Here is a 16084-nt window from a genome sequence, read left to right on the forward strand (position 1 = left end):
GTCGCCTAGCCCTTCCCCATCAGCGCCAGCACCTCCTTGCGGCTGCGCTCGTCGGAGCGGAAAGTGCCCATCATCCGGCTGGTGGTCATGATCACACCCGGCGTGTTGACCCCGCGCGCGGTCATGCAGGCATGGGTCGCCTCGATTACCACCGCGACGCCCTTGGGCTGAAGATGCTCGCAGATGCAGTCGGCGACTTCGGCGGTCAGGCGCTCCTGCACCTGTAGGCGCCGGGCGAAGCCGTGCAGCACGCGTGCGAGCTTGGAGATGCCGACCACGCGGGTGTTGGGCAGGTAAGCAATGTGCGCCTTGCCGATGATCGGCGCCATGTGATGTTCGCAATGCGATTGAAACGGAATGTCCTTCAGCAGCACGATCTCGTCATAGCCGCCGACCTCCTCGAAGGTGCGGTAAAGGTGCGCGGCCGGATCCTCGTTGTAGCCGCGGGCATATTCCTTCCACGCGCGGGCGACGCGGGCGGGGGTGTCGAGCAGGCCTTCGCGTTCGGGATCGTCGCCGGCCCAGCGGATCAGGGTGCGGACCGCGTCGGCGACGTCGTCGGGCACGGGGAGCTTGGGCGGCGGGGCGACGAGATCGCCGTCGTCGGGGGTGTCAGACATGGGCGGCGAGTTCCTTCTGGATGTGGGCGGCGACGGCTTCGGCCTGATGGCGGATATCGGGCACCGCGACGATTTCCCAATAGCGACCTTTGGTCAGCGGCCCGAGCGCCCAGACCTTGTCTCCGGCGCGGCTGTGGCCGTCGACGGCAAGGCCCATGGCGAAGGCGTCGGTCCTGACGTTCCCCGCGTCGAGCAATTGGGCGAGCAACGGGTCCGACGTGCGGCGAAGATCGCCGAGCGGGCCGGTGCAGTTGAAGGCCGCGCCGACCTCGCGGGTAACCTGCCGGCCGTCTCGCCGGGCGATCTCGACCCGGAGCTTGCCGTCTGCGGCTTCCATGCGGCGGGTGCGGCCGGCGATGATTTCGAGCCGGCCGGCAGCGATCATGTCCTTGAGTTGTTCGGCGACCTGCGGCGCGATGCGGTGGCGGTGAACGTCCCACCATGGCCGGGCGTGGCGCAGGAAGCGGCGTTGCTCATCTGAAGAAAGCTGCTGCCAGATGGCGTGGGTATGAGGCCGCAGCGAATCCACCGCGGCGCGGAAACCGACCTCGACCGCACGGCGCCGCAGCCATCGCCAGAGAGCGAGGAGATTGCCCTGCGGCACCTCGTCCAGCGAGACGGGTGCGGGCGGGCCCGGCGGGTGGACGTGCGGACGGGGAATGAGGCCGCGCCGCGACAGCGCCGTGATCCGCCCCTTATGCCCGGCGGCGGCCAGCGACAGCACAGTATCGACCATGGTCAGGCCGGTGCCGAGGATCAGCACGTCCGACCCTTCGGCCGCGACCCGCTCGATCGCGCCATGGGCGGCCGCGCTCCACGGATTGTTGATGAATAGGTCGCCGGGAAGATCGGCCGAGCCCGGAAACGGTGTCGGCGGCTGGTTACCTTGCGCGAGGACCAGCGCGGAGGCGTCGATGCGCTGCCCGTCGGACAGAGTGATGGTCCACCCGTCCCCTGCCCGCTCCGCCGCGACAACCATCGCTTCGAGCCGGTCCACGCCCTCGGCGGCGGCCAATTGTTCGCCAAGGTAGCGACCGAAGTCGCGGCGCTGGGCGAAGCTCAGGCCGTCGTCCTCGCACCAGTCGGCAAAATGGTTCGGTCGGTCGGGCCACGCGCTCATCTTGGCGGTCGCGACATTCAGCAGATGCACCGCCTCCCGCGTCGAATAAGCCACCCCGCGGCCAAGCCTGCCCGACCCGTCGATCAGCGCCACGGGCACGCCCCGCGCCGCCAACTGAACGGCAGTCATGGTTCCCGAGAACCCACCGCCGACAATGGCAACCGGACGAACCGGCGCCGCGTCAGATTTCATAATCGGGCCAGGCCTGCGGATCGGGGGCGGCGGCCTTGCGGCGGGTCATGTAGGCATGGAGGCTCATGATCGTCCGCCCGGCGGTTTCGGTAAACAGCGCGGGGACCGCGGCGTGGACAAGACACGCAACCCCGCCGCCGATCATCCGCATCCCGATCACGACGGCGCCGGCGCCATGCCCGGCCCACCCCATGCCAAGGGTTCGAGGGTGGTCGAGAAACAGCCGGCCAATCAAATTCGCCTCCCTTGGGCTTAGATGGTGACCCCGACTGGATTCGAACCAGTGGCCTACGGATTAGGAATCCGGCGCTCTATCCTGCTGAGCTACGGGGCCTTCGCCTCTCCCTTAGAGGATGGCGGCGGGCGGAATCAACGCGAAGGGTTCAGCGCAGCGCGACCGGCGGGATGGCACGGCGATGCGACAGGGCCGGCACGCGCCCGCGCACCTCGGCGATGCGCGCCTTCTCGAGGTCGGCAAACCCGAGGCCCCGCGCGCCATCCATGTGCAGCAGAAGCTCGCCCCACGGGTCGGCGACCAGGCTGTGCCCATAGGTCGTGCGACCATCTTCGTGCTGCCCGGCCTGTGCCGCCGCGACCACGAACAGGCCCGCTTCGATCGCCCGGGCGCGAAGCAGGATTTCCCAATGCGCCTGTCCGGTTGGAACCGTGAAGGCCGCCGGCACCGCGATGGAGTCGGCGCCGGCTTCGGCCAGCGCCGCGAACAAAGCCGGGAAGCGGATGTCGTAGCAAATGGCGAGGCCGAGGCGGCCGACCGGCGTTCCCTCGACCACCACCGTCCCCTCACCCGCCGCATAGCTCGCCGATTCGCGCCAGCTTTCGCCGGTCGGCAGATCGACGTCGAACAGATGCAGCTTGTCGTAGGTCGCGCGGATGGTGCCGGCGGGATCGATCACGAACGCGCGGTTGGCGAGCAAGCCGTCCTCGCGCCGAATCGCAAGGCTGCCGAGATGCACCCATAGGCCCTCACGAGCGGCAGCCTCTTGCACCATGCCGAGCACCGGATCGTCCGCCTGCGCGAAGAGATTGGCGGCTGCCCGCTCGCGCTCGCGGTCGAGCAGCCCGCTCATTTCGGGCGTGAACAGCATCGCCGCGCCGCCTTCGCGGGCCTTGGCTACGGCGTCGACCAGCGCCGCACCGTTGCGCCGCGGGTCGATCCCGGTCTGCGCCTGAAGCAGCGCGATACGGGTCATGCGGCGAGAAGCGTGTCGAGCTGTCCGTCCCGCTCCAGCGCGAACAGATCGTCGCAGCCGCCGACATGGCGCCCGTCGATGAAGATCTGCGGCACGGTCATCCGGCCCGATCGCTGGATCATCTCGTCCCGCTTCGGTCCGCCGGCATCGAGATTGTAGATGTCGGCCTCGACGCCCTTGGAGCGCAGCAGCGCTTCGGCGCGGATGCAGTAGGGGCAGGTCGATTTGAAATACATTTCCACGTTCGCCACGGCGTTCTGATCTCCGAAAAGGTTGCTTTGGGTCCTAGATAGAGCGCGGCACCTGAAGTGCCAGTCAGCGTAGGACGCGCGCGAAGGCGATCAGGTCCACGTGGGCCGCTCCGGCGCGGCGAAGCGTTCGCGCGCAGGCCTCGGCCGTGGCGCCGGTGGTGATGACGTCGTCGACCAGGATGAAGGAGCGGCCCTTGACGTCCGCGTCCGGACGCAAGGCAATCGCCCGGTCCACCGTCCGGCGGCGCTCGGCCGGGCTCAGGCCCTTGAGGCGCGGCGTCGAGCGGATGCGGCGGAGAAGATCGCAGTCCATCGGCCGCCCAAGCGCGCGGGCGATCAGCACCGACTGGTTGAACCCCCTTCCCCACAGGCGCCAGCGATGCAGAGGCACGGGCACCAGGATCGCGTCCGGATCGAGCGCGTGGAGCGGCCGCTGCATCATGCCCCCCATGGTCTTCGCGAGCGCGATCTTGCGGCCGTATTTCAGGCGCATGGCGATCGAGCGGGACACCTCGCCATAGCCTACCGCGGCGCGTATCCGGCAGAGCGGCCCATCAGTCTGCTCGCAGGATTGGCAGCGGCCCGCTTCTCCCGGCTTCAGGCCAAGCCCACACCGCTCGCAACCCTCATTAAGAAAGTCGAGAGAGCCCCAGCATTCGCCGCAAAACAAATCCACCGCCGTGGTGATCTCGCCGCAGCCCGGACAGCGTGGCGGCAGGGCGAAGTCGAGCAGCCAGCCGCCCGCCATCCGAATCCCGCGCAAGGCCGCTGCCCCGTCCATGTCCCCTTGTCCGTCAGCCCCGGCCTTCCCACAAGGGGGCATGGCCGAAACTTTGTTCGACGACACGGCGCGCGCGGCACGCCGGAAACGCGCGATCCGCCGCGAGCCGCGCCCTTTTCTGGCGGAGCGGATCGTCGATGAATGGCTTGAGCGGCTCCGCCCGGTCAGCCGCCGCTTCGAGCGGGTGTTCGTCACCGGCGTGCCGGCCGCGCTGCATGACGCGCTCGCCGGGCTTGGCGACGAGGTGCGCTTTGCGGGTTCGATCGATGCCCTTGCCTCCGAGGAGGAAGCGAGCCTCGACCTGATCCTCGTCATGGGCGAACTCGACAGCCGGGACGAATTGCCACTCCTGCTGCGCGTTATCGCTTCGCGCCTGGCGGCCGGGGGCTTGCTGGCCGGAGCGATCCCGGGTGGCCAAAGCCTCCCTGCCCTGCGTCTGGCCCTGCACAGCGCGGACCGTGAAGGCGGCGGGGCGTTTGCCGCGCGCAGCCATCCGCGGATCGAGCCGGGCGCGCTTGCAACCCTGCTTGGCGACGCGGGACTGAAGGACGCGGTGGTCGACATCGACCGGCTGACCGTGCGCTATCGCAGCCTCGAGCGGTTGATCGCCGACCTGCGCGATCATGCGGCGACCAACGTGCTGCTGGCGCGCCCCCGCCGCGGCCTCGGCAAGGCCGGACTGGACGCCGCGCGCCTGTGCTTCTCCGAGGCTGGCGACGGCGCCGTCACGGCCGAGCGCATCGACCTTCTTCATTTCGCCGCCTGGGCCAGACCGGCGAGCAAGCGTCCTTAACCGGAAAGCAAGAACATGCTGCGCAAGGTTCGTTAACTGCGCGGGGTTAGCACCATCGGCGTGGACGTGGACCAGAGGAGGGTGGCTTGGACGCTATCCGAACGATGTTGCGCAGGTTGCGCGCTGACCAGAGCGGCGCAACGGCGATCGAATATGGATTGATTGCGGCCCTACTCGCGGTCGCCTGCATTACCGGTCTGTCGACGCTTGGCGGCGGCAGCAACGGCATGTGGGGCAAGATCGACGAGCGGGTGGTGAAGGCAAGCAACAAGGTGACCTGAGCTTCACCGATCAAGTGACTCAACGGGTCGGCGCCTTACCTAAGAGACGCCGACCCTTTGGTGCTTTCAGCAGCGGTCAGCGGCGCTGGCCGTAGACCACCAGCTTGACCTTCTGACCCGGCACCAGCCGCGCATTGCCCGCAAGGCCGTTCAGTGACAGGAAGCGCTCGGCCTGGAAGTTGGGATAGGCCATTCGCGCGGCCAGGCTTTGCACCGTCTCGCCGCCGCGCACGGTGTAGATGTCGATCACCCGCGGCCGGATCGACGCCGCTTCCTGCGCCGAAATCCGCCGCAGCGAATTCACCATCGGGGCGAACTGACCGACGCCCTGGCCACCACGGGTCAGCATGGTGAAATCGTAGGCCGTGTTCTGGTTGAAGGCATAAGCGAACACGCTGACGTCGACGATCCCGTTCGAGGTCTGCGCACGGCCGACCACATATTCGACCGGGATTCCGTTCACCTGAGTGCGGTTGTTCTCGATCAGCTGGATCTGGGTCCGGCCGCCAGTCAGCTCCTGCAGGCGCTGCTGAATATATGCCTGGAGATTTCCCGAGAAACGCCCGGTCTTGAACTGCGCCTGCCCGCCCGATCCCTGGATTGACACGGCGTCGGTCCCGTTCTGCATCAGATATCCGGTCGGCACGGTGAAGGCGAGGCGGAGATCCGGGTGAACAAAGGTCCGCCCGTCGATCACGCCCTGCGCGGGATCGTCGTCGACGAACACGCCGTCGAGCTGCGCCAGGAATTGGTCGCGGTTACGCAGGCCGGTCCCCGCGCGGCCCGTCTGCCGCGCCAGCTGCGACGCCTGCGCGACGCGATTTTCGCTGTTCGGGTGGGTCGTCGCCCATTCGGGCGTGGAGCGGTTTTCCTTGCCCTGTACGCGGGCTCCGAGCGCGGTGGCTCGGCCAAGCGCCGAGAGCATCGAGGCCGAGGCGGCCGGATCGTAGCCGGCGCGGGCGAGATAGCTGATGCCGAGCCGGTCGGCGTCATATTCCTGACCCCGGCTGAAGCGCAGGGTGTTGAGGGTCGAACCCTGCTGCGCCAGCTGACCGATCGCGCTGCCGATCCCGCCGCCGATCACCGAGCCGAGGATCGCGCCGAGAACGCCGCCGATCGCATTGCGCTGCGCCGCCGACTGGCGGGCCTGGGCGTGATTGGCGGCGACGTGGCCCGTCTCGTGACCGAGCACGAAGGCCAGTTCGGCCTCGTCGTTCATCAGCCCCATCAGCTGGCGGGTGATGTAGATGTAACCGCCCGGCACCGCGAAGGCATTCTCGACCGCGGAATTGAGCGTGGTGAAGCGGAAGGAGGCCGGATTGACACCCGAGTAGGTGGCGACCCGCCGGCCGACGCCGTCGACGTAAGCGGCGCGCGCGCCGGTTTCGGCACCGCCGAACTCCTGGACCACGGCGGGATGCTGCTGCTGCGCTTCCTGCACGTAACGGCTCGCAAGACCGCGATTGGCGGTTTGCGCGGACAACATCACCGGCGCCGATACGACGGCGGCAGCACTCAGAAGAAGAAAGGTCTTACGCATGCATGTTTCCGTACAAGAGATGGATTTTCGCCATCCTGAACGGAACGGAGGCGGTCCGGTTCCGGGTGCCGCAACGGGTGTCCCAGGCCGGCCTAGAGGCGGCCGTGCTGATCTTCGGTCTGGAACATCCGGTCCACTTCGGCGACCAGATCCTTGAGGTGGAACGGCTTGCTCAGCATCTTGGCTTCAGGGGCCGTACGGCCACTCTGCAAGGCCACGGCGGCAAAGCCGGTGATGAACATGACTCGGATCGAGGGATCAATCACCCCCGCCTTCTGCGCCAGTTCGATCCCGTCCATTTCGGGCATGACGATATCGGTCAGCAGGAGATCGAACGATTCGGCCTCCAGCAGCGGCATCGCCTCGGTGCCGCAGCCGACCGCCTTCACGCTGTAACCGACGCGCTCCAGCGCCCGCGCAAGATATTCGCGCATGCTGGTGTCGTCTTCGGCGAGGAGAATCTTGATCATCAGAACGATCTCTTATGCCCCGAAGCTTTAAGATTTTCTAGGCGGAACGGCACTTGGAGGGTCGAGGTTTGAAGAAAAAGGGCGCAAGGTGCCAAGACGCGCCGACGTCCCCAACGGAGCCCCTGCCGCTTGCCCCTTCGTTCCGCCGACCTTGGTGCCCTCGCTCCGCCCCGGCTGATCCCGGGCAACGGGCGGCTGCCCGTCCTTTTGTCGGTGCCGCACGCCGGGCGCGATTATCCCGACTGGCTGGTGCGTCTCAGCCGGCGCGGACGCGACAGCCTTCGCCCGCTCGAGGACCCGCTGGTCGATCGGCTAGTGTGGCGGGCGCAGACGCTCGGGCTTGCTTGCGTGATCGCCGATGCGCCGCGCGCCGCGATCGACTGCAACCGGGCGGAGGACGAGCTCGACCCGGCGGTAATCAGCCTGCCGCCGGGCACGGGCCACGACGGCTGGCGGGTGCGCGCCGGGCTTGGCTTGATCCCCGGCAGGCTCGCCGCCGGCGGGGAGCTGTGGCGGCGCCGAATCGGGCCGGCCGAACTCAAAGCGCGGCTCGACACCGCGTGGCGCCCTTATCACCGGCTCGTCGCCGAAGCGCTTGCCGCGCTGCAGCGCCGCCACGGCGAGGTGCTGCTGCTCGACTGCCATTCGATGCCGTGGCGGTCGGGGCAAGCGGAGGTGGTGATCGGCGATCGCCACGGCAGCACCGCGGCCGCCTTTGTCACCAATCTTTGCCGCAGCACCGCCGAGGAACAGGGTTTCTCCGCCGCGTGCAACGAGCCTTATGCGGGCGGACACATCATCGCCGCTCATTCGGCGCCGGTCCGCGGGGTCCATGCGATCCAGCTCGAACTCGATAGACGCTGCTATCTCGACAGCGCGGGACGGGCGCCGGGACTTGGCTTCGACCGGTCGGCGCGGCTGATCCAGGCCATCGCCGACACGGTCGGCAAGGCGCTTCTGGACCGCGGCGCGCTTCCCCTCGCCGCCGAATAAAAAAAGCCCCCGGCGAAACCGCCGAGGGCTATTGAGGTCGAGGGGAACGCAGCCGGCCGACGATTAGTCGTCCGGTGCCAGCCCGATGTGGTGGCGGCGGCAGGAAGGGCAAGCAGTGCCTGCCCTCGCCCTGCCGCGCCCCGATCACGCCTCGACGGGTTGCGGCGCCGGATTGCCCTGGTTGATCGGGCCCTTGCCCTGCTCCACCTGACGAGCGAAGATCTCGCGGGTCTGCGATAGGCTGAACAGATGCGCGAACATCAGCGGAAGCAGGCCGCTCTGGTTCATCTTGCGAAGCTCGTCACCGCGCAGGTCGCGCAGCTTTTCTTCGTCGATCATCTGGAAGCCGCGATAGATGAACGGCTGCTCGGCGCCTTCCGGCTGAATGGCGACTTCGCCGTCCATCAGGAGACCGGCCTTCTTGATCTCGGCCATGAACATGCCGGTGCGCTGGCCGGCTTCCTCGAACTGCTCGCAGAACTGAAGGATCGCCTTGGTCGCATCGCTCGGCTGATCGCCGTCGAACAGCGGCTGGCCATCCTCGAAGTCGCCAACCGCATTGGCGGTTGGATCGACGCACAGCGACAATTCGTCGCCCTGCGGGTCGAGGCGGGCCAGCAGGAAGGGATAGCGACGCATATACGCCGGGACGTAGGCATGGCGATCGATCATCTGGCCTTCGGCGTTGATAAAGGTGTTGACGCCTTCGTTGAGGCCCATCAGCGCCAGCGGCACAGGATCGTCGCCGGCCGAGAAGATGATCGGATAATGGCGCTGCGCCAGCCCAAACTCGTCCACCGTCAGCGGAACTGCATGAACATTGGCGACGGCGGGAAGCGCCGGCAGGCCACGCACCTTCTTGGTGCCGTGCTGCTGGCTGCTGATCGGCTCCAGCTGATTGTAAAGGAGCGGAAGGCCCATGTTAGGCGCAGCGGAAGCCATTGATCTCTCCTGAAGAATGGATTGGGGATGGCCCGCCAGCCCGCCCCTGATGAAGACGTAGTGGGCCGCGCCTCTATGCGGGCTTTGGGAGCCTTGCAAGTGTGGCTCCATCCCGTGCACAAAAGCCACGCCGAGTTCACCCCGGGTTCAAGGCGGGGCGGACATGTGCAAGGGCCACTACCCCATGGCGCTGCCCGGCGCCCCCTTGGCAGGTTTTTCGATCCTTCATGCTGGTTTCGCTTCCGCTTCTGTCCTGGCTGGCCTCCCTGGTGGGAGTGGCGCAGTTGCAGCCGGTGACGGTGACGCGTCTGGTGGTGCGCGAGGAATTGATCCTGCGGGTGCCGGTGATCCGGCCGCGAGCGGTCCGGCGCATCGAATGGGCAGAGAAAAAGGGACCGAAATGTATCGGGTCCGATCGCATCGTCGCCGCCGCGCTGGGCGATGCGCGCTCGGTCGATTTCCTGCTGTCCGACCGGACCCGTATTCGGGCGAGGATGGACGACGATTGCCCGACGCTCGATTTCTACGGCAATTTTTACATCCAACCCGAAGACGATCGGGTCTGCGCCAAGCGCGACGAGATCCGCAGCCGGATCGGCGGATCCTGCCGGATCGAGAAGTTCAAGCGGATGGTTCCAAAGGCGCTTTGACCCCGCTTTTCTTGACAAAAACGGCCTTTTGAGGCACGGCGCAAAGCGCCCGGCCTGCCCGATGCAGCGCCGGCCTTTTCTCTTATCCGGATAACTTGATGCCTTTTGCCGATCTCGGCCTTTCCGACGACCTGCTGCGCGCCATCGGCGATAGCGGCTATACCGAGCCGACGCCGATCCAGGCCGGCGCCATTCCCCCCGTTCTCATGGGCAAGGACCTGATCGGCATCGCCCAGACGGGCACGGGCAAGACCGCCGCCTTTGTGTTGCCGATGATCGACATCCTGGGCGAAGGCCGCAGCCGCGCCCGCATGCCGCGCAGCCTGATCCTCGAACCGACCCGCGAACTCGCTGCCCAGGTCGCTGAGAATTTCGAAAAATACGGCAAGTATCACAAGCTTTCGATGGCACTGCTGATCGGCGGCGTGCAGATGGGCGACCAGATCAAGGCGCTGGAAAAGGGCGTCGATGTGCTGATCGCAACACCCGGCCGCCTGATGGACCTGTTCAGCCGCGGCAAGATTCTGCTGACCGGCTGTGACCTTCTGGTGATCGACGAAGCCGACCGGATGCTCGACATGGGCTTCATTCCCGACATCGAGGAAATCTGCACCAAGCTGCCAAAGCAGCGTCAGACCCTGCTGTTCTCGGCGACCATGCCGCCGGTGATCCAGAAGCTGGCCGCCAAGTTTCTCAACGAACCGCGCCGGATCGAGGTCGCGCGCCCGGCCTCCTCGAACCTCAATATCGAGGCCAAGCTGGTCGAAACCCGGTCCGACAAGAAGCGCGAGGTCCTGCGCGACCTGCTGCGCGCCGAGGACGTCACCAACGCCATTATCTTTTGCAATCGCAAGACCACGGTGCGCGAGCTGACCACCAGCCTCAAGCGCTCGAACTTCGCGGTGGGGCAGATCCACGGCGACATGGAGCAGGCCGCCCGCATCGCCGAGCTCGACCGGTTCAAGGCGGGCGAGATCAATATCCTGGTCGCGTCCGACGTCGCCGCCCGCGGGCTCGACATCAAGGGCGTCAGCCACGTCTTCAACTTCGACGTGCCGTGGCAGCCCGACGATTATGTCCACCGGATCGGCCGCACCGGTCGCGCCGGCGCCAAGGGCAAGGCTTATACCCTTGCGACGCGCGAGGATGGCGAAGCCGTGTCGCAGATCGAGAAGCTGCAAGGCAGCAAGATCCCGCGGCTTGGTCAGGACATCGCGGCGGGAGCCGGCGAGAAGCTGGCGCTGGAGCAGGACGAGAAGCCCAAGGCCAAGCGCCCGGCGCGGCGATCGGGCAAGGCGGAGAGCGCCAAGGCCGAGCCTAAGCCGCAGCCCGCGGCGCGCACCAGCCAGCCCGCGCGCGAGGAAGCGCCGGCCCCCGCGCCGCGTGCCAGCGAGCCGAAGCGCCGCGAGGAGCCGACGCCCGCGCCGGCCCCGCGCAAGCCCGCCCCCGCCCCGCGCGTCGCCGAGCCTGCGGGCGAGGACGATTGGAACGGCCCGATGCCGAGCTTCCTGTCGGTGTCGCTGGGCAGCTGAGCGATGGACGTCACTGTCTACCATAATCCGGCCTGCGGGACGTCGCGCGGCGTTCTCGCGCTGCTCGAGGAGCATGGGATCGCGCCGCGCGTCATCGAGTATCTCAAGACTCCGCCAAGCCGCGACGAGGTTCGGCGGCTGGCGGCGGCGGCGGGCGTGCCAGTGCGGGCGTTGCTGCGCGAAAACGTCGCGCCTTATGCCGAGCGCGGCCTTGCGGACGAGGGCCTAACCGAAGACGCGCTGCTCGACGCCATCGAGGCCGACCCGATCCTGCTCAACCGGCCGATCGTCGTCACTCCCAAGGGCACGGCGCTGTGCCGCCCGAAGGACAAGGTGCTCGACCTTCTTTAAGCGTTAGCGCGGCCGTTAACGCTCCGCCCCAATCTGCTTGCGCCGAGCCGAGCTTCCCCTCCCCGCGCCGCCGTCTATCTCCTTCAGACAAAGGAGACACTTATGGCCTGGAACATCGCCCGCTCGGAGGCGCTCGCCGATCCCGAGGCCGCCCGCCACAAGGTACTGGCCCGCCTGCAGCGCCTCGGCGAGCTCGACGATGCCGAAAGCCAGGTCGTCGGCATCCTCATCGACGCGATCCTGATGGCCGAAGCCTATCGCGGCGCGCGGCATCAGGTGAGTTTCCTCCCCGAGATGACCCGCGGCGTCGACCACCTGCTGCGCGACCTTGCGATCCTCGACAGGGTGGACGAGCTGGCGGCGGTGTAAGCTTACCCTCTATTTCGTAGCGACAAGCCGCAGTCGCTCTATCTGGCCAGGACCGTCCTTGCCGACATAGATCTCGCTACGAACCGGATGAACCGGGTTCGAGCGGTCGATCCACAGATCGTGCTGGTGTGTCTCAGTTGCCGGATCGAGGCCGGTCGCATCCAGAAAGCCGAAACGAAGCCCGCCTGCGTCGCGGCCAGTCAGCACCAGACGCGGCTGATTGCCTTGCGGGCAATAATGGGTCGCAAGCAGCCGGGCCCCGTCGCGGTGGTACAAGGTCAGCGAATGCGGTTTGCCGCGTGCGGTCCATTCTTCGACCAGCACCGTGCCACCGGCGGTCAGGGCGAAGCGAATCCGAAGCGGACTGTCGGGCCTGTCCGCCGGCCGCCACAGGCCGACCATTCGGCTCAGCTCGGCAAAGGCTGCATCGGCCTGAACGGGAACGGCGGCGCGGGGGACCGATGGTGTCGGAGTTGCGACCGCAAGCTGGAGCGCGATCAATTGCGCGCTAAGCCAGTCCACTGCGGCCTCCGACGACGATCGTCACTGTACCTGATTTCCCTGCGCCCGGGCCGCGGCTCTCCCGCCGGCGATCAAGCCGAAGATCAGGCCTAGAGCGAGATTGTCGAACACCACCCAGACGAATCCCGCCACGAGCAGGAAGGCACCGAAGCCGAATCAAGCTTTCTTTCCCATCTATCCAAACCCCAGCCGATGTTCGACGCCAGTTGGTAAAGGGCGGGTCAAGCCTGCTCAAGGCCCTTCCCGCGATAACGGTCGAGGAAGCCGCGCGCATGGGCCGCCAACCGTCCCTCGCCGATCGCATCGCGCAGGCCCTGCATCATCCGCTGATAGAACCACAGATTATGCTCGGTCATCAGCATCGCGCCGAGGATCTCGCCTGAGCGGACGAGGTGGTGGAGATAGGCGCGGCTGTAGGTCGAGCAGGCCGGGCATGGGCAGCCTTCTTCGAGCGGCGCGGTATCCTCGGCATGGCAGGCGTTGCGGATGTTCAGGGGACCGTCGGCGGTGAACGCTTGGCCGGTGCGGCCCGAGCGGGTCGGGAGCACGCAGTCGAACATATCGATGCCGCGGGTGACCGCTTCGACGATGTCGTCGGGCTTGCCGACGCCCATCAGGTAGCGGGGCTTGTCGGCCGGTAGCTGGCCCGGCGCGAAGTCGAGGCAGCGGAGCATCGCTTCCTGCCCCTCGCCCACCGCCAGCCCGCCGACCGCATAACCGTCGAAGCCGATGTCGATCAGCGCGTCGGCACTCTCCCGCCGCAGTTTCTCGTCCAGTACGCCTTGCTGGATGCCAAAGATGGCATTGGTCTCGGCGTGAGCCCCGCCACGGTCGAATTCCTCGCGGCTGCGGCGGGCCCAGCGGATCGAGCGATCCATCGCCTCGCGCTGTTTCTTCTCCGGGACGTCGGGGCGGACCAGTTCGTCGAACTGCATCACGATCGAGGAGCCCAAGAGCCGCTGGACCTCGATCGAGCGTTCGGGACTGAGCAGGTGGCGCGACCCGTCCAGATGGCTTTTGAAAGTGACGCCTTCCTCGGTCACCTTGTTGAGGTCGGACAGGCTCATCACCTGGTAGCCTCCGCTGTCGGTCAGGATCGGCCGTTCCCAGCCCATGAACCGGTGCAGCCCGCCGAGGCGCGCCACCCGCTCGGCGCCGGGGCGCAGCATCAGGTGGTAGGTGTTGCCAAGAATGATGTCGGCCCCGGCCGCACGGACACCCTCGGGCTTCACCGCCTTGACCGTCGCGGCGGTGCCGACCGGCATGAAGGCGGGCGTACGGATCTCGCCTCGTTGCATGGCGATGGTGCCAAGCCGCGCGCGGCCGTCGGTGGCGTGGATGGTGAACTGGAAGCGGGGAGACATGGGGTGAGCCCCTATCCGTTTGCCCCGAGCGAAGTCGAGGGGTGGGTCCTCGACTTCGCTCGGATCGAGCGGCTACGGGCGAACGCGTGATCGAACCCTGGCTTTACCCCCTTCTCACCGGCGTTGCCTTCTGCGCAGGCTTCATCGACGCGATCGCCGGCGGTGGGGGGCTGATCATGATGCCGGCGCTGCTGGTCAGCGGGGTACCGCCGCTGTTCGCGCTCGGGACCAACAAGCTGCAATCGATGTTCGGCACCTTCGTCGCGATGCGCAATTACGGTTCCAAGGGATTGATCGACTGGCGGGCCAACCTGCCGACCGCGCTGATCGTCTTTGCCGGCGCGGCGAGCGGCGCGCTGCTGGTGCAATATGTGGAAGCGCGCACGCTGGCGCTGGTGATCCCGCTGCTGCTGCTGGCCAATGCCGTCTACATCCTGGTCAGTCCGCGGATGAGCGACGAGGATGCGCATCAGCGGATCAGCGCCGCGGGCTATGCCCCGGTGGGCGGGGCGATCGGTTTTTACGACGGCTTTTTCGGGCCGGGCACGGGCAGCTTCTTTACCTCGAGCCTGGTGGCCTTACGCGGCTACGGCCTGACCCGCGCGACGGCTTTGTGCAAATATTTCAACTGGACCAGCAATGTCGCCGCCGTGCTGCTGTTCGCGGTGAGCGGCAAGGTGCTGTGGCTGCTCGGCGCAAGCATGGCGATAGGCGCGATGGCCGGCGGCTGGCTCGGCAGCCATACGGCCATGCGCTTCGGCGCGAAGCTGATCCGCCCGTTGCTGATCACCGCCAGCGTGGCGATGACCGCGCGGCTGCTGTGGGGCTATTTCAGCGGCGGCTGACGCAGGCTGTCGCGAATCTCGCGAAGGAGCAGCACTTCCTCGGTCGGGCCGGCGGCTTCTTCTTCCTTCATCACCTTGGCCGCGGCGCGGACCAGGAGAAAGATGATGAAGGCAAGGATCAGGAAATTCACCACCACGGTGATGAACTGGCCGTAGCCGAGCAGCGGCACGCCCGCTTTCTTGAGTTCCTCATAGTTGGTCAGCGACCCGGCATAGCCCGCCGGTATCTCGCCGAGGCGCACGAAATAGCTCGAAAAATCGATCCCGCCGATGATTGAGCCGACCACCGGCATGATGATGTCGTCGGTGAGGCTGGTGACGATGGTCCCGAACGCCGCGCCGATGATCACGGCGACGGCAAGGCCGAGGACATTGCCCTTGGCGATAAAGGCTCGGAAGTCGGAAATCATGGCCGCTGTCTCCCCTGATGACGCTGGCGTCATGATGGCAACGAACGGGGCGGGTGTCACCAGCCTTTAGGCCCGTGGCGCGCCGCCGCCCACGCGCCTATATGCACGTCATGCTGAGCGAGGCGCAGAAACGGCGGCAAACGCGGATCGGACTGACCCTCGCGGTCGGCATCATCGCGGCGTTCGTCGCGCTGCACGTGTGGTCGGTGTTCTTCCTGCCGCTTGAAGGCTGGCGCTGGGCGCTGGCGGTACCGCTGGTGGCGGTGCTGAGCTGGCTGAGCGTCGGGTTGTTCATCGTCGCACATGACGCGATGCACGGCAGCCTCGCGCCCGGGCGCCCCGGCGTGAACCTGTTGTTCGGACGGCTGACCCTGCTGCTCTATGCAGGGTTCTGGATGGACCGGCTGCGCCCGAAGCATTTCGACCATCACAAGCATGTCGGCTCCGAAGGCGACCCCGATTTCGCGGTCGATCATCCGACCCGCTTCTGGCCTTGGTACCACCAGTTCATGGTCCGCTATTTCGGCCTGCGCGAGTTTCTGGTGCTAAGCGCGATCGTGTGGACCTACGTGCTGCTGCTCGGCGCGCCGATTGGCAATCTTCTGCTGTTTTGGGCGGTGCCGGCGATCCTGTCGTCGTTGCAGCTCTTTTATTTCGGCACCTACCTGCCGCATCGGCACGAGGACGCGCCGTTTGCCGATGAGCATAAGGCGCGCAGCAACGATTATGGCGTGGTGGCCTCGCTGCTGACCTGCTTCCATTTCGGCTATCATCGTGAGCATCACCTGAGCCCCGGAACACCGTGGTGGGCGCTTCCCGCCAAGCGCCGCGAACTCAGCCTCTAGCC

The 16084-nt window shown here is 66.8% G+C and carries 21 protein-coding genes and 1 tRNA gene; 9 read left to right on the forward strand and 13 right to left on the reverse strand.

The features are described 5' to 3' along the window. Positions 1–5: 5 nt before the first annotated feature. The 7 genes from folE to V6R86_RS11120 form a co-directional block, all read right to left on the reverse strand. Positions 6–620 (reverse strand): GTP cyclohydrolase I FolE, encoded by a 615-nt coding sequence (folE, locus tag V6R86_RS11090; RefSeq protein WP_338504549.1) that lies wholly within the window; start codon positions 618–620, stop codon positions 6–8. Further along, entirely contained in the window at positions 613–1932 is a 1320-nt protein-coding gene (locus V6R86_RS11095; RefSeq protein WP_338504551.1) for an FAD/NAD(P)-binding protein, read from the reverse strand. The genes folE and V6R86_RS11095 overlap by 8 nt, the downstream gene beginning before the upstream one ends. Beyond that, a complete protein-coding gene (locus tag V6R86_RS11100; protein WP_338504552.1) occupies positions 1922–2167 on the reverse strand; it encodes a DUF6356 family protein in 246 nt (81 codons plus the stop codon). The genes V6R86_RS11095 and V6R86_RS11100 overlap by 11 nt, the downstream gene beginning before the upstream one ends. Before the next feature lie 22 nt (positions 2168–2189). Next, positions 2190–2266 (reverse strand) — tRNA-Arg (locus V6R86_RS11105). A 49-nt stretch (positions 2267–2315) separates the two neighbouring features. Beyond that, positions 2316–3143: a carbon-nitrogen hydrolase family protein gene (locus V6R86_RS11110; RefSeq protein ID WP_338504554.1), complete on the reverse strand. Its 828-nt coding sequence runs from the start codon at positions 3141–3143 to the stop codon at positions 2316–2318. Further along, positions 3140–3394: a glutaredoxin 3 gene (grxC, locus tag V6R86_RS11115; RefSeq protein WP_338504556.1), complete on the reverse strand. Its 255-nt coding sequence runs from the start codon at positions 3392–3394 to the stop codon at positions 3140–3142. Before grxC ends, V6R86_RS11110 begins: the two co-directional genes overlap by 4 nt. A gap of 64 nt (positions 3395–3458) precedes the next feature. Beyond that, positions 3459–4175 carry a ComF family protein gene (locus V6R86_RS11120; protein WP_338504557.1) on the reverse strand — a complete coding sequence of 239 codons (717 nt, stop codon included), beginning with the start codon at positions 4173–4175 and terminating at the stop codon, positions 3459–3461. A 40-nt stretch (positions 4176–4215) separates the two neighbouring features. Between V6R86_RS11120 and V6R86_RS11125 the strand changes: the two genes are divergently transcribed. Together V6R86_RS11125 and V6R86_RS11130 are read left to right on the forward strand one after the other, a co-directional pair. Continuing rightward, entirely contained in the window at positions 4216–4968 is a 753-nt protein-coding gene (locus tag V6R86_RS11125; protein WP_338504558.1) for an SAM-dependent methyltransferase, read from the forward strand. Between the two features lie 86 nt (positions 4969–5054). Next, positions 5055–5249: a Flp family type IVb pilin gene (locus tag V6R86_RS11130; RefSeq protein WP_425335958.1), complete on the forward strand. Its 195-nt coding sequence runs from the start codon at positions 5055–5057 to the stop codon at positions 5247–5249. A gap of 76 nt (positions 5250–5325) precedes the next feature. On the opposite strand, the gene V6R86_RS11135 is transcribed toward V6R86_RS11130, so the two are convergent. Together V6R86_RS11135 and cpdR are read right to left on the reverse strand one after the other, a co-directional pair. Next, positions 5326–6789: a M48 family metalloprotease gene (locus V6R86_RS11135; protein ID WP_338504560.1), complete on the reverse strand. Its 1464-nt coding sequence runs from the start codon at positions 6787–6789 to the stop codon at positions 5326–5328. A gap of 92 nt (positions 6790–6881) precedes the next feature. Continuing rightward, positions 6882–7259 carry a cell cycle two-component system response regulator CpdR gene (gene cpdR, locus V6R86_RS11140; RefSeq protein ID WP_338504561.1) on the reverse strand — a complete coding sequence of 126 codons (378 nt, stop codon included), beginning with the start codon at positions 7257–7259 and terminating at the stop codon, positions 6882–6884. A gap of 129 nt (positions 7260–7388) precedes the next feature. Here cpdR and V6R86_RS11145 point away from each other — a divergent pair, with 129 nt between their 5' ends. Continuing rightward, positions 7389–8252, forward strand: coding sequence for an N-formylglutamate amidohydrolase (locus V6R86_RS11145; protein ID WP_338504563.1), 864 nt, complete (start codon positions 7389–7391; stop codon positions 8250–8252). 144 nt (positions 8253–8396) lie between these two features. Here the strand turns inward: V6R86_RS11145 and V6R86_RS11150 are convergent, their stop codons facing one another. Continuing rightward, positions 8397–9194 carry a SapC family protein gene (locus tag V6R86_RS11150; protein WP_338504564.1) on the reverse strand — a complete coding sequence of 266 codons (798 nt, stop codon included), beginning with the start codon at positions 9192–9194 and terminating at the stop codon, positions 8397–8399. 227 nt (positions 9195–9421) lie between these two features. Here V6R86_RS11150 and V6R86_RS11155 point away from each other — a divergent pair, with 227 nt between their 5' ends. The 4 genes from V6R86_RS11155 to V6R86_RS11170 all read left to right on the forward strand — a co-directional run bounded on the left by V6R86_RS11155 (position 9422) and on the right by V6R86_RS11170 (position 12096). Further along, positions 9422–9844, forward strand: coding sequence for a hypothetical protein (locus tag V6R86_RS11155; protein WP_338504565.1), 423 nt, complete (start codon positions 9422–9424; stop codon positions 9842–9844). Positions 9845–9942: 98 nt separating this feature from the next. Next, complete coding sequence (locus V6R86_RS11160; protein ID WP_338504567.1) at positions 9943–11376, forward strand: DEAD/DEAH box helicase; 1434 nt, start codon at positions 9943–9945, stop codon at positions 11374–11376. A 3-nt stretch (positions 11377–11379) separates the two neighbouring features. Further along, on the forward strand, positions 11380–11727 hold the full coding sequence (arsC, locus tag V6R86_RS11165) for an arsenate reductase (glutaredoxin) (RefSeq protein WP_338504568.1): 348 nt from the start codon (positions 11380–11382) through the stop codon (positions 11725–11727). A 102-nt stretch (positions 11728–11829) separates the two neighbouring features. Continuing rightward, entirely contained in the window at positions 11830–12096 is a 267-nt protein-coding gene (locus V6R86_RS11170) for a hypothetical protein (RefSeq protein ID WP_338504569.1), read from the forward strand. 9 nt (positions 12097–12105) lie between these two features. Here V6R86_RS11170 and V6R86_RS11175 read toward each other — a convergent pair whose 3' ends face one another. After that, positions 12106–12618, reverse strand: a complete 513-nt coding sequence (locus V6R86_RS11175; protein ID WP_338504570.1) for a hypothetical protein — start codon at positions 12616–12618, stop codon at positions 12106–12108. 221 nt (positions 12619–12839) lie between these two features. Further along, entirely contained in the window at positions 12840–13982 is a 1143-nt protein-coding gene (gene tgt, locus V6R86_RS11180) for a tRNA guanosine(34) transglycosylase Tgt (protein ID WP_338504571.1), read from the reverse strand. An 86-nt stretch (positions 13983–14068) separates the two neighbouring features. On the opposite strand from tgt, the gene V6R86_RS11185 reads away from it, so the two are divergent. Continuing rightward, positions 14069–14827 (forward strand): TSUP family transporter, encoded by a 759-nt coding sequence (locus tag V6R86_RS11185; protein WP_338504572.1) that lies wholly within the window; start codon positions 14069–14071, stop codon positions 14825–14827. Here V6R86_RS11185 and mscL read toward each other — a convergent pair. Next, entirely contained in the window at positions 14809–15237 is a 429-nt protein-coding gene (gene mscL / locus V6R86_RS11190; protein WP_338504574.1) for a large conductance mechanosensitive channel protein MscL, read from the reverse strand. The genes V6R86_RS11185 and mscL overlap by 19 nt on opposite strands. A 74-nt stretch (positions 15238–15311) precedes the next feature. Between mscL and V6R86_RS11195 the strand changes: the two genes are divergently transcribed. Next, complete coding sequence (locus V6R86_RS11195; RefSeq protein WP_338504576.1) at positions 15312–16082, forward strand: fatty acid desaturase; 771 nt, start codon at positions 15312–15314, stop codon at positions 16080–16082. Positions 16083–16084: the final 2 nt, after the last annotated feature.

The sequence above is a fragment of the Sphingomonas kaistensis genome (assembly GCF_036884275.1).
Classification (GTDB): domain Bacteria; phylum Pseudomonadota; class Alphaproteobacteria; order Sphingomonadales; family Sphingomonadaceae; genus Sphingomicrobium; species Sphingomicrobium kaistense_A.

Bases quoted from the DNA above. Each gene is read 5' to 3' on its own strand.
- V6R86_RS11135 (WP_338504560.1), bottom strand. From the start codon at position 6,789: ATGCGTAAGACCTTTCTTCTTCTGAGTGCTGCCGCCGTCGTATCGGCG.
- V6R86_RS11160 (WP_338504567.1), top strand. From the start codon at position 9,943: ATGCCTTTTGCCGATCTCGGCCTTTCCGACGACCTGCTGCGCGCCATC.
- V6R86_RS11110 (WP_338504554.1), bottom strand. From the start codon at position 3,143: ATGACCCGTATCGCGCTGCTTCAGGCGCAGACCGGGATCGACCCGCGG.
- V6R86_RS11125 (WP_338504558.1), top strand. From the start codon at position 4,216: ATGGCCGAAACTTTGTTCGACGACACGGCGCGCGCGGCACGCCGGAAA.
- V6R86_RS11120 (WP_338504557.1), bottom strand. From the start codon at position 4,175: ATGGACGGGGCAGCGGCCTTGCGCGGGATTCGGATGGCGGGCGGCTGG.
- V6R86_RS11155 (WP_338504565.1), top strand. From the start codon at position 9,422: ATGCTGGTTTCGCTTCCGCTTCTGTCCTGGCTGGCCTCCCTGGTGGGA.
- cpdR (WP_338504561.1), bottom strand. From the start codon at position 7,259: ATGATCAAGATTCTCCTCGCCGAAGACGACACCAGCATGCGCGAATAT.
- arsC (WP_338504568.1), top strand. From the start codon at position 11,380: ATGGACGTCACTGTCTACCATAATCCGGCCTGCGGGACGTCGCGCGGC.
- tgt (WP_338504571.1), bottom strand. From the start codon at position 13,982: ATGTCTCCCCGCTTCCAGTTCACCATCCACGCCACCGACGGCCGCGCG.
- mscL (WP_338504574.1), bottom strand. From the start codon at position 15,237: ATGATTTCCGACTTCCGAGCCTTTATCGCCAAGGGCAATGTCCTCGGC.
- V6R86_RS11095 (WP_338504551.1), bottom strand. From the start codon at position 1,932: ATGAAATCTGACGCGGCGCCGGTTCGTCCGGTTGCCATTGTCGGCGGT.
- V6R86_RS11150 (WP_338504564.1), bottom strand. From the start codon at position 9,194: ATGGCTTCCGCTGCGCCTAACATGGGCCTTCCGCTCCTTTACAATCAG.
- V6R86_RS11170 (WP_338504569.1), top strand. From the start codon at position 11,830: ATGGCCTGGAACATCGCCCGCTCGGAGGCGCTCGCCGATCCCGAGGCC.
- folE (WP_338504549.1), bottom strand. From the start codon at position 620: ATGTCTGACACCCCCGACGACGGCGATCTCGTCGCCCCGCCGCCCAAG.